Here is a 17,341-nt window from a genome sequence, read left to right as displayed (position 1 = left end):
TCCTCCACGAGCCCATGAGGGATATTGACGGCAGGACAGGAAGACTGTCAACATCATAAATAATCAAAACACCTCACAACATCGCAATTGGGCGAGGAAATGCGTCATACCGGGGTCCATATATCGCTCCAGATGCCTCGATTTGATGGGAAATGTGTCTTCCCGTCCCGGAATAGGCGTGCCGGGCGATCTGATTTAGCCCGACGGCTTGCGCTTCGGCCAAGGCCGGATACATCATTTCCCATCAGAATCGCCGATGGCGAGGAGTCGTGGCCATCAGGCCGGCTGCCGGTGTTGCGTGATGCTGATGCGTTGAGGAGATGAAAGACGGTGCGTTCCACCCTGACTGACATAGCCCGGGAAGCCGGCGTTTCCGCCGCCACCGTCGACCGCGTGCTCAACAACCGCCCTGGCGTGCGAGCCCGCACGCGCGAAATCGTGCTCGAAATGGCGCAGCGCCTCGGCTACATCGCCGAAGGCCCGAACGGGATGCCGCCGCGGCCCTCGCCGGGCGAAGTCATCCGGCTCGACTTCGCGCTGCCGGCCGGCACCAATTCCTTCATCAAGATGCTGCACCGGCACATCGAGGCGCAGGCTTTGGCGCGCCCGGATCTCGATGTCCACATCGCCACCATAGAAGGTTTCAATCCCGACCGGCTCGCCCGCCTGCTGCAGGAATTGCGCGGACAGACGCAAGGCGTCGGCGTCATCGCACTCGACCATCCGACGGTGCGTGAGGCGATCCGCTCGCTGTCGGCCAATGACATCAAGGTGGTGACCATCGCCTCCGACATCCTGCATGTGCCGAGGGTCGCCTATATCGGCATTGACAACCGCGCCGCCGGGCGGCTGGCCGGCTATCTGCTCAACCGTTTCATGGGGCCGGAACGCCCCGGCAAGGTGGCGCTGTTCGCCGGCTCGCTGTCCTATCGCGGACACGAGGAACGCGAGATGGGATTCCGGCACATATTGACCGAGGAATCGCCCAATCTCGAGATCGTCGAAATGCGCGAAATGCTCGACGACCGCGAAAAGGCCTATTCGGAGGCATCAGCGCTTCTGGACGGGCACCCCGACCTTGCCGCGATCTACAATGTCGGCGCCGGCAACACCGGCATCGCCCGCGCGCTCAAGGAGCGCGGCCGCGCGCAATCCATGGTCTTCCTCGGCCATGAGGTAACGGACGGCACCAAGGACCTGCTGCTCGACGGTACGCTCGACGCGGTCATCGACCAGAACCCGCGCGTCGAGGCCCGCGAGGCGCTTAACACTCTGACCCATGCGGTCCGGGGATTGCCCTATGAACTGCACCAGCCGAGACTGCAGGTGATCTTCAAGGAAAACATCCCGGAGATTTGAGCGGCTAGAGCCTTTCACGTTTTGACGGAAGCGTAGCCTGCGTTTTCGAAGTAGTTCCTGCATTCGGCTGCCTCGATGGTTTCGACGAGGTGGCCGATGTGGCGCCAAGTTTCCTCGACGGTGCGTTTCTGAGCCTGACGCATCCAGTGTTTGATCTTGGCGAAGGCCTGCTCGATCGGATTGAGGTCCGGAGAGTAGGGCGGCAGGTACCAAAGCCTGGCGCCGGCAGCCTTGATCATCTGCCTGATGGCTGCCGACTTATGACTTCCCAGATTATCCATGACGACGATGTCGCCGGGCTTCAGAACGGTGATGAGCTGCTGCTCGACATACGCGCGAAAGCATTGGCCGTTGATCGGTCCGTCGAAGACGCAAGGTGCTGCGAGCCGATCCCAGCGCAGCGCGCCAAGGAAGGTCAGCGTGCGCCAGTGCCCGTGCGGAGCCAGGCCGCGCAGCCGCTTGCCCTTCGGCCCCCAACCTCGCAGCGGAGCCATGTTGGTCTTGATCCAAGTCTCATCGATGAAGACCAGGCACTGCGGATCGAGGCCGGTCTGCCAGGATCGCCATCGCTGACGCCTGCGGGCAATATCGGCGCGCGCCTGCTCAAGGGCGAACAGCGTTTTTTTTGAAGCTTAGGCCCTCGCGGCGCAGGAACAACCACACCGCGTTGTGCGAGACCTTGACCCCGCGACCAGCCAACTCATCCTTCAGACCGTGCAGCGTCAGATGCGGCATCTCACGTATACGCGCCTCGATGAAGGCACGGTGCGGCTCCAGTAGCCTCTTGCGATGCCCACCCATCTTGCCCGGCGCCACCGAGCCGGTCGTCCCATGGCGCTGCAACAGCTTCACCGCGGCCGAAATCGAAATGCCGAACCGTTTGGCGGCAGACCGGCGGCTTTCACCACTCAAAACTGCCGCCACAACCCGCTCGCGAAGGTCATTGGAAAGAGGTCGGGTCATCAGATGCTGGCCTCCACTCCAGCCAGCATCTTGAATCACAAAACCGACAAATCGGGAATCCCCTTCGATTCCATCAAGCCGTGAACCGCTCTAGCTTTCAGTTCTAACCCTGATGATCGCCCGGCCGTCCGCACCAGTACCGATTGCTATCCTGTCGCCGGAAACGATGCCCGCAATGTCGCAGACCACCAGCGGCATGTGGATGGCGTAGAGAAACTCGGCGACGATCGCCCCCACCGCCAGGATCGGATCTGGCCGTTGCAAAAGAATACCGGCCGGCGCCGTGCCCCGGCGGATCGCTTCGGCTAGCACCGAGGACGAGGAGGACGAGCCGCGTCCGCTCGGCATGACCAGGATCTTGCCGGTGACGTTCTGGCCGAGGCCCGGATGCGAATGATCCGTTATGTCGCCGGTCTCGGCATCGACACCGCCCCAGAAGCTGAGCGGCTGCGGGAACACCAGAGCTAGGCCATCGGCCTCGCCGGCCAGTTGGAAAGTGCCCAGCCGTTCGACGGCTCCTGTTGCAACCGGCTGCGTCATGAGGCACTCCGCACGACATGTCCGACCGCGGCGGAACGGATGCAATCCTTCATGTCGGCGAAGGCGACGGTCACGCCAATATTGCCCGGCGCGTAATGTGCCCACTTGCCGGAATTGGTCATCACCACGCCGTCGAGCCGCTCGAGGATGGAGGTGACATAGGTGCAGGTGTCGGCGACCGGGATCAGGCCGAAAGCCTCCATGCCGGCAAGCGCGCCCTCCTCCTGCAACCGCGTCAGCGTCGCGCGACCGGTGTTGACGTAGATCGGGATGCCCCGGCCAGGGGCTGTCTCGCGCAGCAGCGGCAACAGGCGCATCCATTCCTCATGCGAGAAATGCGGCGTGCCCAGTGAGACCGCCGAGAGCAGTGCACCGTCGGACACCATCGACAGCCTTGCAAGCGCATGATCGAGATCGGCACGGGTGATGCGGATCGTCTCTTCCGGCACGTGGCCGTGGAACGCCTCATCGAGCGTTCCAGCCTCCGGCGTGATGCCGACCGCATGAAACAGCGCCACGGCACCTGTCGTGGCAGCCGCCGCGCCCAGCGCCTTCAACTGATCTTCGTCGCGCGGCTGTGGCAGACCGGCAATGACCGGAACGCGGTCGCCACTCGATTGCCCGATGATCAGCCCGGCACCGACGAACAGGCTGTCGCTTGGTTCGGCCTCGGCGATATCCAGTTCGAACAGGATGCGGCCACGCCGGTTTTCGCTGAGATGCAGGCCCCAGGCCGGCGCGCGTCCGGTCATGGCGCAGCACAGATCGATGAAATCGCCATAGCGGTTGGTGCGCGCGCCGATCACCGAATTGGCAAAGACGATGGCATTGGATTCGCCCCAGGCGATCTGTTGCCCGAATTCAGGCCGAAACCGCGTCTGATACGGCGCGCAAGTGAAGGTCGCCTGGCAGCCAAGCTCCATATGCGCCTTCATCAGCCGCCGCGCCGGCACCTCTTCCGCCGCCGGCATTTTCACCATGCCGGGTGGATGAGGTCGAACGAGCCGACATTCAGCGTCGTCGGCACCTGCACGCGCCCGCCGCCCTCGACCAGCCGTTCGACGAAATCGAGCCCGGCCTTGCCGTGATAGAGGCAGCCATCGATGTGGGCACCGGTGATGTCGAGCAGGCTGCTGGCGCCGATGGCATTGGAGAAGGCGACGAGGATCTTCATGGCCGCCGCCGCGGATGGGCCTTGCCCGCCGTCGAGCATGGATCGGTCCTGTGCGGTCAGCTCAAGCGTCATCGGTGTGTTCCAGGCCTCACTCGACCTGATGGCGGGACAGCGCCCCAGCTGTCAATGCCATCACTCAACCCGCCGCGATCAACACTGTACTTTCCGGCGACCAGCGCAGCACCACGTCCTGCCCCTCAGCCAGCCTGTCGGCACCGGTGTTCTGCACGATGACCTTCAGCGTCTGGCCGGCACGCTCGACGAAGTAGGTGCTGTTGTTGCCGGCGAAGATGCGCTTGGAGACCTGGCCTTTCAGCATGTTGGCATCGCCATCCAAAGGCCCGGCATCGGTGGCAATGCGGATGCGTTCTGGGCGCACGGCACAGCTCGCCTTGGCGCCGGCGGCAACCGTCGCGCCCGCGCCGGCAGCGATCGCCGTGCCATCCGGCAGTCTGATGCCATTGCCCGTCGAGTCACCGCGAAAGATGTTGGCGTCGCCGAGGAAAGTCGCGGCGAATTCGCTCTTGGGCCGGTCGTAGATTTCTTCCGGCGGCCCTTCCTGCACCAGCCGGCCGTCACGCAAGATGCCGATGCGGTCGCTCATCGTCAGCGCCTCCTCCTGGTCGTGGGTGACGAAGATAGTGGTGATGCCGATCTCGCGCTGGATGCGCTTCAACTCGATCTGCATGTCGACGCGCAGCGCCTTGTCGAGCGCGCCGAGCGGCTCGTCGAGCAACAGCACGCGCGGCTTGGTGACGATGGCGCGGGCCAGCGCCACCCGCTGACGCTGGCCGCCGGAGAGCTGGTGCGGCCGGCGGCCGCCGAGCTTGCCCAGTTGCACAAGGTCGAGCGCGCGCTGCACTTCCGTCGCGATCACCGCCTTGGCTTCGCCGCGCACCGACAAGCCGAAGGCGACATTGTCGGCGACGCTCATATTGGGGAACAGTGCGTAGTTCTGGAACACCATGCCGATGCGCCGCTTCTCGACCGGCACCCGTTCGACGCTTTCGCCGCCGATGGAAATACGGCCGGAGTCGGGAAAGTCGAAGCCGGCGATCTGCCTGAGCAGCGTGGTCTTGCCACTGCCGGATGGCCCAAGCAGCGCATAGAAGCCGCCATCGGCGAAATCGATGGAGACATCGTCCAGAGCCTTGTGCGCGGCAAAGCTGCGGGAGACGTTCGATACCTGCACGCCGGCCATTATTTCTCTCCGCCGAATTTGAAGAAGCGCGCCGTGAGCAGCATCAGCGCCATCGACACGACGATGATGATCGTCGAGACCGCATTGATCTCGGGCGTAAAGCCCTTGCGGATCGCGGCGTAGATTTCGACCGGCAGCGTCGTCTGGCCAGGCGTCGCCAGGAAATAGGAGACGACGAACTGGTCGAACGAAACGGCGAAGGCGAACAGCCCGCCGGCAATGACGCCCGGCATGATCCAGGGCAGCGTGACCCGCATTGTAACCTGCCACTGGTTGGCGCCGAGCGAGCGCGCCGCCTCTTCCAGCTCCGGCGCGAAGGTCTGCAGCCGCGCCGAGACGACGACGATGACATAGGGCAGCGCCAACGCGACATGGCCGAGCAGGATGGCGAACAGGCCGCGACCAATGCCGACGCCGAAGAAGAAGATCAGCATCGCCGTGCCGGTGATCAGCCACGGAATGGCGATCGGCGGAAACAGCAGCGCCTGCAGCACTTTCTTGCCTGGGAATTCATAACGATAAAGCGCCAGCGACGCTGCCGAGCCCAGCACCACACTGATGATGGTGGTGATGACGGCGATCTCGAGGCTGTTCCAGGTGGCCGCGATCAGCTGGTCGTTCTGCCACAGCGAAGCGTACCATTCCGTCGTCCACTCGAACGGCAGCTGGTAGAAGGGCGAGACGTTGAACGACATCAGCGCCATGATGATGATCGGCAGATAGAGGAAGGCGAGCAGCAGTCCGATATACAGGCGACCAAGTCCTTCAAGGACGCGCGTCGTCATCATCACGCAGCCCTCCGCAGCACCGGCGATGCAATCGCCAGGATGACCAGCACCACGGCCAGCAGGATGAAGGAGAGTGCCGCCCCCAGCGGCCAGTTGAAGACGGCGACGAACTGGTCCTCGATCACCGTACCGTAGAAGGTGCCGGTGCGGCCGCCGAGGATGCGCGGCTCCATGAAGGAACCGACGACGGGCACGAAGATCAGTGCGGCGCCAGCGACCAGGCCGGGCATCGACAGCGGGATGATCACCCGCTTCAGCACCTGCAGCCGCGAGGCTCCGAGCGAGCGGCCGGCCTCGATCAGCGAGTCATCGATCGCTTCCAAGGTGAGATAACAGGTCAGCACCATGTAGGGCACATAGGAGTGCACCAGCCCGATGATGACGGCCGGGTAGGAATACATGAGATCGATGTTGATCCTAAACGGCAGCACGGCGTTGAGCGCGGTGTCGAGAATGCCGCCCTCGCGCAAAACCATTGCCCAGGAGAAGATGCGCACCAGTCCGTTCGACCAGAACGGCAGGATGACCAGCAGGAAGATCGCTTCGCGGCTGCGCCCCTTCAGCACCTTGGCCAGCACATAAGCGGCGGGATAGCCGATGACGATGCACCACAAAGTCACTTCGAGGCCGAGGCGCAACGAGGCGAGCAGCAGTGTCAGATAGAGGCTCTGCGAGAAGAAGGCGGCGTAGTTGCCAAGCGTGAACGCCCACGGCTTTCCCGACAGCGGCAGCTCGGTCATGAACGAGAAGAAGACCATGGCCGAGAGCGGCAGGAAGATCGCCACCGTCAGCCAGAGATAGGCCGGTGCCAGCAACGGCAGAGCCGATCTCAACTCGCTGCGCGATGCGGTCGCACTCTGTGCTGCCATGCCACCCTCCTCCCCAGGATTGAAGGACCAGCCGGCGCGAACCGCCGGCTGGTCCGGACGCGAACTTTACTTCACGTCGACCTTGAGCTGCTGCCAGAGCGCCAGATAGGCCTCGCGCTGGGCGTCGGTGATCGGCGCCTGGAACTGGATGCGCTTGGCGACCTCGGGATCACCCATCACCTTGCGGTTGAAGGCTTCCTCGGGCAGCGCGTCCACCGCCTTGGTGTTGGCGGAAACCGGAGCGCCGACCTTTGTGACCCATTCGACATAGAATTTCGGGTCGATCATGTAGTTGATGAAGGCTTGCGCACCCTCGACGTTCTTGGAGCCGACGGGAATGGAGAAGGCATCCAACCAGGCGACGGCGCCTTCCTGCGGAATGACCAGCGAAACCGGCAGCTTGAAGTGCGTCTTGGCGCGGTCGGCCGAGCCGCTCCAATAGGTGCCGATGTCGATCTGGTTGGAGGCGACCATCTGGTTCCAGTCGTTCTCCGAGCTCCAGAACGTCTTAATCTGCGGCATCAGCGAGGTCAGCTTCGTCTTGACCGCATCCATATCCTTGATGTCGTTGATGTTCTGGCCGGTGGCGATGGCGCCGAACTGCACCGCCTCGACGGCGTCGTCGCGGATGACGACGCGGCCCTTATGCGCGGGGTCCCACATTTCGGCGATCGACGTCGGCGGCTTGTCGAAGGATTTTTCATTGATGGCGAGCGCCGTCAGGCCCCACACCCACGGCACGCCATAGACCTTGCCGTCATGGTCGAGCATCGGCGAGCTGGCCTTGTCCTTGCTGATGTCGGCATAGTTCGGCAGCTTGGAGGTATCGATCGGCTGGATCAGCTTCTCGGCCATCGCCTGGTCGTTGAAGGCGGCGTTGATCATGACGACGTCGTACAGGCCGGGATTGGTCCGGATCTTGGTCAGCATTTCCTGTTCGGAATTGAAGAAGTCGTTGACGACCTTGTTGCCGGTCGCCTTCTCGAAGGCCTCGACGGCCCATGGCTCGTCGGCGCCGTAGCCTTTCCAGTTGAGCACATGCACTTCAGCGGCACTGGCGGCCAGCGTGAGCGCGGTGGTGAAGACGGCGGTCGCCGTCAGCAGAGCAGTCAGTCTTGGCATGCGCATGTTGGTTCCTCTCTTTGTTTGCCCGCTTCCCGGGCTTGTCAGGCTGTCTGATGGGCCTTCTGGGTCTGGCCCGGCGCGCCGGTCGAAGGACCATTGGCCTGGCTCAGGAAAGTCTGGATTTCCGCATCGGTCGGCGCCGATGAACCGCCATGGCGGGTCACCGAAATGGCCGCCGCCGCATTGGCGTAGCGCGCCGCCTCGAAGGGTGGCACGCCGCGCGCCAGCGCGCTGACGAAAGCGCCGATATGGGTGTCGCCGGCGCCGTTGGTGTCGATGGCATCGACCTTGAACCCGGCGATGGTCTGCGCCGTGCCGTCGGCCAGCCTGATATGGCAGCCCTTGGCGGCGGAGCGGATGACGACACCGGCGGCCTGCGGGCAGTGGTCGGCAAGCAGCCGCGCCGCGAGGCTCTCAGTATCACCAGGACCGACAATCTCGGCGGCTTCCGTCGTGTTGCAGCTCAGCCATGTGGTGCGGCCAAGCACACGCGACAGGATGGAGCGCGGAATGTCCGCAATGACCGGCGTCGGGTCGAAGACAAAGGGAATGTTTTCCGGCAGCGCCTCGATCCAGTCGGTGAGCGCGTCGCGGCTGTGGGGATAGCTCAGCGTATAGCCTGAGGTGAACACCCGATCACCCGGCGCCACCGATACCGGCGCCATCATGTCGAGGCTGAGCACACTTTCAGCACCTGGCCACGACACGAAAGTACGTTCGGCATCGCTTGAGATCATGGCAACGCAATTGCCGCTGTCCATGACAGGCGATGGCGGCGTCAGCGTGTCGATGCCCTCGGCGGCGAAGGCAGCGCGCAGGAAATCGCCATTCCGCCCGCTGCCGAGCTGACCGCCAAACACCACTGTCATGCCGGTTCGGATGGCCGCGACCATCATGTTGAAGCCGCCGCCGGCAACCTGGGCATAGCTCGATGCGGTCTTCTCGGTGCCCGGCGCCGGCAAGGCGTCGATGCGGTAGACATAGTCGACCACCGCGCTGCCGATATGGACGAGACGCCCGCTCATGCCGCCGCGTCCTTGCCGGAACCGGTTTTTTGCGCAAGGCCTTTGGACGTCCGCGCCGCAACCAGGTCGGCGGCCAGCGCCTGAACCTGTGCCATGTCGATACCCCTGAGGCCGGCGACGCGATCGCTTGGCAACCGCGAAAACCCAGCGCACGCGCCGGCCATGCCGGCCGCGATGGCGCCGATCGTGTCGGTGTCGCCACCCAGATTGGCGCTGATGACCGCCGCTTGCCATGGGTCGCCGCCGGCGACTTCCAGCACCGCGAAGGCCGCCGGAACCGATCCCTGACTGGCGACGCCGGTGCCGACCAGATCGGTGATCAGCCGGATCGCGTCCCTCGTCACCTTGCCGCGAACCAGATCCCGTGCCCAGACGATGCGCGCGGCGATGTCGCCGCCGGTCACCCAATGGCCAAGCGTCGCCCCTCGCCTCGCCGCCGCGATGGCACTGTCGGATGCGGCGCGCCAGTCGCCGCCGGCAACGCCGCGGCTGACGGCGGCCGCGACGGCGGCGGCCGAGGCTATGGCGATAGAGGTGTTGTGCGTCGCGCGGCAGGTCTCGGCCACCTTGGCGACGAACGTGTCGAGTGGCTCCAGCGGCATCATGATGCCGACCGGCGCGATGCGCATGGCCGCGCCATTGGTGTCGCCGCTACGTCCCGCCTCTTCCGCCGGCACGCCATTGTTGATGGCGTCGATGGCGCGCTTGGTCGACGGCCCCAGAAGATCGTAGCTGCCGCGCGCCTTGACCTCGCGCTCCCAGTCCAGCAGCGCGTTGACCCAGCGCGCATGGTCGAAACGCTCGCCCGACTCAACCAGGATGCGGCCAAGCAACAGCGCCTGTTCCGTATCATCGGTGATGGTGCCGGCCGCGAGCCCCTTCGACACCGGATGGTCGGCGAAGGGCGCGATGAAATCCTCGACATGGCCGTGGAGTTCGGCAATGCGGGCCGGCGACAAAAGCTGCGTCGGCATGCCGAGCGCATCTCCCAGCGCGCCACCGACAAGCGCGCCCATGGCGCGATCAAGCGTGTCCGGCATCGCTCAGAACCTCATATGCAGCGCGAAATGCGCGGGATTGAGCAGGCTGGTGACATATTCGATCGGCCGGTCATCGGCCGCACGCGTCAGCCGGCGTCCACGCAGGAACGGCGTGCCTTGCGGGCAACCGAGGATGGCGGCATCCTCGGCATTGAGCATCTCGATGCCGACCCATTCCTCGCCATGGTCGGGAATGAGGCCGGCGCCGCGCAGCGTCTGGTGCAGCGACCCTTCGCGCAGGCCGCGCAGTGGCACATCCTCCAGCTCCGGCGAAAGCGGCAGGCGGCTGCGCTCGATGGAAATCGCATGGCCGTCGCTGGCATTGGTGCGCACCCGGTCGACGGCGATGAAGAACGGGCTTTCGATGCCAAGCAAGGCAGCGAGATCGGCGTCTTCGATGACCTCCAGCCGCAGCGTCCTGGTCTCGGCATTGGCGCCAGCATTGGCCAGCGCTCGTGACCAGCCGATCGAATCGTCGACCGGCTTGCCGTCGAAAGTGACGAAGGAGCCGATGCCGACCTTGGTGGTGATCAGCCCGCGGCTGGACAGTTCCTCAAGGCCCTTGCGGACCGTGTTGCGGCTGACGGAGAAGCGCTGGACGAGCTCGTTCTCGCTTTGCAGGCGGTCGCCGAAGCCGAGAACGCCGGAGCGGATTTCATGCTCCAGAACGGTGGCGATCTGCTCGGGCTTGCCCGTGCCGGGAGACAGTTGAACCGTGTGCCGCTTCATATGCATACCTGTTCAGTGAACCTGTATAGTCCTGTTCAATATACGGCGACAAAACGCGTTGTCAATGCGATACCGAAGGCAACTCAAAGCAGGCAGCGGGTTCCGGAGACCCCGGCAAAATACGGTTGAAAGCCAGACAGCCGCCCCTTGGGTCCGGTAGTGTGATAGGTTGCGCGTCGAAGGAGCCACATGTCCCATTCAACAGAGCACAAGAATCCCAAGCTGATCGTCGTGGTCGCGTTCGACCGCGGCGACGACGGTGAATTGTTTCCAGCCTTCGGCCCCGCCGACCAGCAGAGCGAAGACCGCGCCATACGCACCGCCAGGGCGCTGGCGGCAAAACATGTCGGCGTCATCGCCTGGAGTCGCGATGCCGACCCGACACTTGGCGACTACGGGCCGCCGACCACGCTGTTTGTCAGCGGCGACGTCCCGGACATGGAGTAATCAGCCGGCGCCAGGATTCTGACCGGCGCTCAATGTCGCGGACATGGGTGGGAAATATCGCTAGAGTTCCAATTGCGGGCCCCAGTCAGAGCCAGAGAAATAAAATATCGTTTTAATATATATTCATCTAGGGGAACTGTTTTCTCTCGACCTCGTTTGTCCGCAGGTCGTTTATTCCAATGACCTCCACAGAGAGGAATACCCCAATGAACTTCAAGATGCTCACGATGGGCGCGATGGCGCTTGCAATGACCACTGGTGCGGCTCTTGCCGGCACGACCACGGGAACATCCGCGCTCGACGATCCGGCGAAGATGTCGCCGTTCTTCACCGATGCCGGCATGAAGACCATGAAGTCCGAAAAGGAATTCAAGACCGCCTGGATGGCCATGAAGGAAGAAGATCGCGCAGGCATGACGAAGGAATGCGGCGACAAGGCCATCGCCAAGTCGCATGACAATTTCTGCAAGATGACCAAGCAGCTCGGCGGCGCGAACTGACGCACCGCGATTTGGGCGAAGGCCTGAATGGAACAGCTGACAGAAGGCGGGCCAGATGCCCGCCTTTTTCTGTTCGGTGGCAGCAAAAAACCCGCCACCTCCCCCCGAAGGCAGCGGGTTCTTCGCGCGACCGGTGAGGGCATCCGAAAGAAAGACCGGCCGCCACGAGCGGGCTATCGATCGCACCGTTGCCGATGCGCCGTCATTCAAATTTGACATAGGACAAGCAACCTTGCCGTCGGCGGGGCGGGATGGGATCATCACATCGCCGTGCCGCCAGATTCAATTCGCGACAACGGTCAAGCAAAGATATAGAGCTTACCCTTGGAGCGGCAGAACGCTGCTCGTCTGGCTTTTGCCCATGTTTCAGCCCATTGCGAATATCGAGGATGCACAAACGCTGGCGCAGGCGATCGTCAACACGATCACCGAACCATTCCTGGTCCTCGACGAGCAGTTTCGCGTGCTGGCCGCCAGCCGCTCCTTCTACAAGACATTCGAAGTCGACCCCGCGCAGACCCAGGGCTCATTGCTCTACGCGCTCGGCGACGGCCAATGGGATATTCCCGCACTTCGCCTGCTGCTGGAAACGATCATCCCTGAGAAAACCGCCATGGACGGTTTCGAGGTGGAGCATGATTTCCCACGGATCGGCCGTCGCACCATGCTGCTCAACGCCCGCAAGGTGCTTTACGACCACAGTTCAGCCATCACCATCCTTCTCGCTTTCAACGACATAACCGCCCGTCGGGTGATTGAGAGAGAAAAGGAAGAGCTGCTCAAGCGCACGGAAGATCTGCTCCACCAGAAGGACGTGCTGCTGCGCGAGATGGAGCACCGGGTTGCCAACAGCCTGCAGATCATCGCCAGCATCCTGTTGCTGAAGGCACGCTCCGTCACCTCGGAAGAGACGCGCCAGCATCTCAAGGATGCCCACCAGCGCGTTCTGTCGGTGGCCGAAGTGCAACGCCATCTTCACACCTCGGCCGGCATCGACGAGATCGATGTCGGCTCCTACCTTCCGAAACTGTGCAGCAGTCTCGCCTCGTCAATGATTGGCGAAAGTCAGCCGATCACGGTCACAGCGACGGCCGAAGGCGGCAGGATGGACTCGCAAAAGGCAGTCAGCCTCGGTCTGATCGTCACCGAACTCGTCCTCAACGCCATCAAGTATGCCTTCCCCAAAGAGAAGGACGGTGCTCGGATACAGGTGAGCTATGAAACCGCCGGTAGCGACTGGAAACTGACGGTTTCGGACAATGGCGTCGGCAAGATCGCCAACGACCTGCCGGCCACCGGCCTTGGAACGGCCATCGTCGAGGCACTGGTGAAACAGCTCGATGCCAAGGTGGACGTCGTAAGCGACACCGACGGCACAAGCGTCTCGGTCACCCGGGCGACATTCACCTCACGTGTACCTCGCGCGGCGTAACAACCGCTACCACGAGGCCTGCCTTCCCGACATCGTCTCGATCCTGATCTGATAGAAGAGATGGCTGCCCGAGGGCGCGAGGGTATCGCCAGGCTTCAGGGCTCCCGGCTCCCACCAATTCGCGTGCGTGGCAAGAAGCGACCAGGCAAGCCGGCGGTCGCCATCGACCGGAGCTGTCATCCTTTCGACGCCGGTCATGCCGGCATCCGGATCAGGCGCTTTGAGCAATTCCTCGAACAGGCCTTCCACCACGACGCTCCTCCAGCCATCGACACCGCCGACATCGTCGACCTGAAGGCAGACATGGGGATTGGCCCGCATCCAGTCGACTTTCCTGCCGGGAAGCGAGAAACTGAAAATGGAATTCTCGCTAAAGGCGAAATGGACCGGCACCACATAGGGTTTCTGGTCACGCACGCAGGCCAGGCGACCAAGGCGTTGCGTCTTCAAAAGGGCGACGCAGTCCTGCCGCGTCATCTCCTTGATGTTCATCCAATCCTTCTTCCTGTTCAAGCCGCGCGATCGATGCGGCGTATCCCCTTGATAGCCTCTGCTTCCGCTATGCCGATCAAAGCGTCTATGCCCTGGATGGTCTCTATATGACCGCGAGCCGCCACCATCCGCCGCAGGATGTGGAGATCATCGCGAATTTCGCAGAGTGTCGCTCTGAGTGTTGCGGGCATTGGGCAGCCTTCCGCAAACTCAACTGTCTCGACGCAAGCCGGTTCCCTCGGCTCCAACGCAAAAGCCCGCTCCGGCATACCGGGGCGGGCCTTGGAGGAGGATGAAGGGGTGGGACCCTCTCCTCTTGTTTCCACGGGGGGTGTGGACCGAAATCAACATACGAGATTCCAGCCGGATTTCGGATCACAAGCCGGCTTGCTTGCATCACGATCCGGTGCGCTTCGGCCGCGACGCGGTCACGAGATTGCGATCGTCCCGACGACTTGCAGGCAGCTAGATACGCCCTAGCACGACAAGCACGACAATGATCAACAGCACAAGCCCGAGCCCGCCGCCGCCATAGTAGCCAGTGCCATAGAACGGACCGCCGCCCAGACCGCTGAAGCCGCCAAGCAGCGCAATGACAAGGATGATGATGAGTATGGTGCCTAAGCTCATGGTTCCCGCTCCCGTAGGCGCTGATGCGCCGGTTTGAGCACCGTCACATGCGGTGTTTCGAAGACGAGAACGTTCGAGCGCGCGTACTGTTCCGCCGGATCATAATGAGATGGGCGCACGGAGAATATTCGCCGGCAAAATGAAAAAAGGCCCGCCACCTCGCGGCAGCGGGCCTCATCACGTTTACCGCCTCAGCGGCGCGAGATCATCAGGCACAGCTGCCGCAGGTCGCGGTCGTAGCTGCCTGAGCTGGCCAGCACATCGACGCAGCGCTTCTTCATCCGCGCCACCTGGCTGTCCGACATTTCGGCGACAACACCTGACAGGCTGGGATTGCTTGCGTTGGACGGAGTGCTTGGGTTTGTTTCGCCAACGCCGATGCCAACGCCCGCACCGACGCCACTACCGATACCGACACCCGCGCCGACGCCAACACCACTTTGGCCGCCTACCGCGGCGTCGAGTCCTGCAGAGACGCCGTTGTTGCCGCCGACGCTGGCGCCCGCGCCCGCATTGACGCCTGTGCCGCCACCGATCGATGCACCGGCACCCGCATTGACGCCGCCACCGCCGCCGACAGAAGCACCGACGCCGGCATTGACACCGCCACTACCGCCGACCGAGGCGCCGGCGCCAACGCCGATCCCAGCGGCATGGGCCGGCATGCATAGAGCGGCTACGACTGCGCCGCCCGCGAGGATTGTGGAAAGTCTTTTTGCGATACCGAACATGGCTCTCTCCTTGGGTTGCCTTGAACAGACCGGACTTCAGAACCGGCTGTATCACCAACCCGAGCCTCTATCATTGGTTGCTAAAATACGAAGGACAACCACAGGTATAGTTACCCGTGTACCGGCCAATTCAAGACAACTGAACCCATTGGGGAGATATTGCCTCGGCGGAGACGTTCTTCGCCTGGAGGCCTGAGAACCGACCCCTGATTGTCGACGTTACGAACACGCTCCGCAGCAGAAAGCCCGCCGAAATGGCGGGCTTTCCGACCGGCCGGAGGCCAGGAGAGTGCTGTCAAGCCTCACGGCTGATTCTGCACTTCCGTTCCTGGCGGTCCTGGCCCTCAGCGGCGGGCGATCAGCAGGCAGAGCTGACGCAGATCGCGATCATAGGTGCCCTCACTGCTGAGCACGTCGACGCAGCGCTTCTTCATGCGCGCCACCTGGCTGCTGGACATCTGGGCCACGGCACCCGGCAGGCTCGGATTGCTGGGATTGGTGGGGTTCGAGGGATTGCTGGGGTTGGACGGATTTGACGGATTGCTGGGATTGGTTCCAGCACCGATGCCCACGCCGACACCGACGCCGATGCCACCAGTGCCGCCGACATTGGCGCCGAGCCCTGCAGTGACGCCGCCCGAACCACCAACATTGGCACCGGCGCCGGCATTGATGCCATTGCTGCCGCCGACGGAAGCGCCGAGCCCGGCGCTGACGCCGTTCGAGCCGCCGACATTCGCACCCGCCCCGGCATTCACGCCGTTGGAGCCACCGACAGAAGCGCCGACGCCAGCGTTGACGCCACCGCTACCGCCGACCGAAGCGCCGACGCCGGCATTGATGCCGCCGCTGCCGCCCACCGAGGCGCCGACACCGACGCCGAGCCCAGCTGCGTTTGCCGGCATGGAAAGAACGAGGACCATTGCACTACCTGCCAACACACTGGCGACTGTTTTGATGGTAAAAGCCATAACACTCTCCTGTTGTCGTTGCGCTAAGTCAGCCGGCGTACAGCCGACTGCAAATCCAGCCACGTGGCAGGTGAGATTCAGTTTCAAATCAGCGTATACTTGCTTAGATGATGGTATTTGTTGATAGAATATGGAAACTATAAGAGTAATAAAACTATAATACACGTGTAAAAAATATTCCACATCAAGAACGATGATTATCGGCATATTCGATCATAAAGAAAGAAAAACGATTCCTGGGAAATCGCTGCTTCCGTCATTGCTGGTAGACATCTCCGCCTGGCGCATAGCGTGAGGATGGACATCGGCCACGATGGCCGAGCCTGTCAGCAATCTGCAGAACCCGGCTGGAGGCATTGGAAAACCAGGCAGTCGACAGGCCAGTTCCAGGAAATGTGGGAACCGGTTTTCCCGCAGGAACCGCGCCAAAAACAAGAGAGGGAGCGGTCAGCGTTTCTGTGAAACGGCGAACTACCCTAGGGAAGCGCTGTCAGCCAACCCCAAGCCAGACGGGATCGGCCACTCCAGCCCTTCATCGACAGTCTTGCTCTCAGAATATGCGGTAGAACAGCCTGTAGTGCACACGTTCCATGTAAGCGCGATACTCCGGCGCGGCGGCCAGCAGGGCCTCCTCGCGCACGATGCGATATAGCTGCAGATAGGTGATGACCGCATAGACCGCGAGGTTGTGGAAGGAAAAGGCCGACAGCAGAAAGAGCACATGGCCGGCAAGGTAGCCGGCATAGATCGGGTGCCGCACAAGCCGGTAGGCGCCGCCCGTCATCACGCCGCGATTGGCAGGCAGGATGGCGAAGGACCGGCCCAGCGATATCTTGCCCCAGATGACAAACAACAGCGCAACCAACTGCAACGGCGCGGCGAAGTAGACCGGAACAAGCGCCACGCCAGGCTGGAGGCTGATCAACGCGACCCCGAAACTGGCGGTCACGGAGACGATGACCGTGAGCGGATTCCAGTCACGCGTCACGGGACGCCGCGACAACAGCAGCCAGGTGAAGGTGAGTATCTCGGAAATCGCCACCAGCGCGGCGTTGAGCCGGGTCGGATCCTCCACGACCTGATACACGCCGCGATAGACGAACAGCCCCGCGCACGCCAGGGCACAGAGGCGAAAGAAGCCTTCGCGCAGGTCGACCAGCAGGTCACGCCTTCGCGCGGCGGAGAAGAATCCGCCCCCGTTGTTATGCGAAAACGCTTCACTTTTTGACGTGAGCAAGGCAAGCACCCCGATGATCCCTCGAAGCGACCATTGCACGCAACCATTGCCGGGCAGTTAACCGGCAAGATCGGAAAGACGCTAATCG

General features: G+C 62.7%; 18 protein-coding genes and 1 pseudogene. 4 read left to right on the top strand and 15 right to left on the bottom strand.

Annotated elements, in window-relative coordinates; translation table 11 throughout:
* Window positions 1-330: 330 nt before the first annotated feature.
* Complete coding sequence (locus AC0V7N_RS18800) at window positions 331-1,359, top strand: LacI family DNA-binding transcriptional regulator (protein WP_475449973.1); 1,029 nt, start codon at window positions 331-333, stop codon at window positions 1,357-1,359.
* 14 nt (window positions 1,360-1,373) lie between these two features.
* Here AC0V7N_RS18800 and AC0V7N_RS18795 read toward each other — a convergent pair.
* From AC0V7N_RS18795 to AC0V7N_RS18750, 10 genes and pseudogenes are all read right to left on the bottom strand, one after another.
* Window positions 1,374-2,322 (bottom strand): IS630 family transposase gene (locus AC0V7N_RS18795; RefSeq protein ID WP_475449972.1). Its coding sequence is split into 2 segments (ribosomal slippage): window positions 1,374-1,985 and window positions 1,987-2,322, totalling 948 coding nucleotides; the frame shifts between segments, so codons are not numbered across the junction.
* 90 nt (window positions 2,323-2,412) lie between these two features.
* Window positions 2,413-2,862, bottom strand: coding sequence for an aconitase X swivel domain-containing protein (locus AC0V7N_RS18790; RefSeq protein ID WP_475449971.1), 450 nt, complete (start codon window positions 2,860-2,862; stop codon window positions 2,413-2,415).
* Window positions 2,859-4,108: pseudogene (locus AC0V7N_RS18785) on the bottom strand (aconitase X). Before AC0V7N_RS18785 ends, AC0V7N_RS18790 begins: the two are co-directional and overlap by 4 nt.
* 64 nt (window positions 4,109-4,172) lie before the next feature.
* The gene (locus AC0V7N_RS18780) at window positions 4,173-5,237 is read right to left on the bottom strand and encodes an ABC transporter ATP-binding protein (protein WP_475449970.1); all 1,065 of its coding nucleotides are present in this window, start codon (window positions 5,235-5,237) and stop codon (window positions 4,173-4,175) included.
* On the bottom strand, window positions 5,237-6,025 hold the full coding sequence (locus AC0V7N_RS18775) for an ABC transporter permease (protein WP_475449969.1): 789 nt from the start codon (window positions 6,023-6,025) through the stop codon (window positions 5,237-5,239). Before AC0V7N_RS18775 ends, AC0V7N_RS18780 begins: the two co-directional genes overlap by 1 nt.
* Window positions 6,025-6,894, bottom strand: a complete 870-nt coding sequence (locus AC0V7N_RS18770) for an ABC transporter permease (protein WP_475449968.1) — start codon at window positions 6,892-6,894, stop codon at window positions 6,025-6,027. The genes AC0V7N_RS18775 and AC0V7N_RS18770 overlap by 1 nt, the downstream gene beginning before the upstream one ends.
* Window positions 6,895-6,960: 66 nt before the next feature.
* Complete coding sequence (locus AC0V7N_RS18765; RefSeq protein ID WP_475449967.1) at window positions 6,961-8,022, bottom strand: ABC transporter substrate-binding protein; 1,062 nt, start codon at window positions 8,020-8,022, stop codon at window positions 6,961-6,963.
* A gap of 38 nt (window positions 8,023-8,060) precedes the next feature.
* On the bottom strand, window positions 8,061-9,044 hold the full coding sequence (locus AC0V7N_RS18760) for a PfkB family carbohydrate kinase (protein WP_496627185.1): 984 nt from the start codon (window positions 9,042-9,044) through the stop codon (window positions 8,061-8,063).
* A complete protein-coding gene (locus AC0V7N_RS18755) occupies window positions 9,041-10,084 on the bottom strand; it encodes an ADP-ribosylglycohydrolase family protein (protein ID WP_496627184.1) in 1,044 nt (347 codons plus the stop codon). Before AC0V7N_RS18755 ends, AC0V7N_RS18760 begins: the two co-directional genes overlap by 4 nt.
* Before the next feature lie 3 nt (window positions 10,085-10,087).
* Window positions 10,088-10,813: a GntR family transcriptional regulator gene (locus AC0V7N_RS18750; protein WP_475449964.1), complete on the bottom strand. Its 726-nt coding sequence runs from the start codon at window positions 10,811-10,813 to the stop codon at window positions 10,088-10,090.
* A 189-nt stretch (window positions 10,814-11,002) separates the two neighbouring features.
* Between AC0V7N_RS18750 and AC0V7N_RS18745 the strand changes: the two genes are divergently transcribed.
* The 3 genes from AC0V7N_RS18745 (at window position 11,003) to AC0V7N_RS18735 (ending at window position 13,192) form a co-directional block, all read left to right on the top strand.
* Window positions 11,003-11,260, top strand: a complete 258-nt coding sequence (locus AC0V7N_RS18745) for a hypothetical protein (RefSeq protein WP_475449963.1) — start codon at window positions 11,003-11,005, stop codon at window positions 11,258-11,260.
* A 206-nt stretch (window positions 11,261-11,466) separates the two neighbouring features.
* The gene (locus AC0V7N_RS18740; protein WP_475449962.1) at window positions 11,467-11,760 is read left to right on the top strand and encodes a hypothetical protein; all 294 of its coding nucleotides are present in this window, start codon (window positions 11,467-11,469) and stop codon (window positions 11,758-11,760) included.
* Window positions 11,761-12,121: 361 nt separating this feature from the next.
* The gene (locus tag AC0V7N_RS18735) at window positions 12,122-13,192 is read left to right on the top strand and encodes a sensor histidine kinase (RefSeq protein WP_475449961.1); all 1,071 of its coding nucleotides are present in this window, start codon (window positions 12,122-12,124) and stop codon (window positions 13,190-13,192) included.
* Between the two features lie 6 nt (window positions 13,193-13,198).
* On the opposite strand, the gene AC0V7N_RS18730 is transcribed toward AC0V7N_RS18735, so the two are convergent.
* The 5 genes from AC0V7N_RS18730 to AC0V7N_RS18710 form a co-directional block, all read right to left on the bottom strand.
* Window positions 13,199-13,684, bottom strand: coding sequence for a pyridoxamine 5'-phosphate oxidase family protein (locus AC0V7N_RS18730; RefSeq protein ID WP_475449960.1), 486 nt, complete (start codon window positions 13,682-13,684; stop codon window positions 13,199-13,201).
* 465 nt (window positions 13,685-14,149) lie between these two features.
* Window positions 14,150-14,314, bottom strand: coding sequence for a DUF3309 family protein (locus AC0V7N_RS18725; RefSeq protein WP_475449959.1), 165 nt, complete (start codon window positions 14,312-14,314; stop codon window positions 14,150-14,152).
* Window positions 14,315-14,505: 191 nt separating this feature from the next.
* Window positions 14,506-15,045 carry a hypothetical protein gene (locus tag AC0V7N_RS18720; RefSeq protein WP_475449958.1) on the bottom strand — a complete coding sequence of 180 codons (540 nt, stop codon included), beginning with the start codon at window positions 15,043-15,045 and terminating at the stop codon, window positions 14,506-14,508.
* A 344-nt stretch (window positions 15,046-15,389) separates the two neighbouring features.
* Entirely contained in the window at window positions 15,390-16,016 is a 627-nt protein-coding gene (locus tag AC0V7N_RS18715; protein WP_475449957.1) for a hypothetical protein, read from the bottom strand.
* A gap of 550 nt (window positions 16,017-16,566) precedes the next feature.
* Entirely contained in the window at window positions 16,567-17,262 is a 696-nt protein-coding gene (locus tag AC0V7N_RS18710; protein WP_475449956.1) for a methyltransferase family protein, read from the bottom strand.
* Between the last annotated feature and the right edge of the window lie 79 nt (window positions 17,263-17,341).

The sequence above is a fragment of the Mesorhizobium kamtschaticum genome, assembly GCF_056174585.1.
The sequence above is the reverse complement of the archived record's forward strand: the minus strand, read 5'-3'. Positions and strand labels throughout refer to the sequence as shown.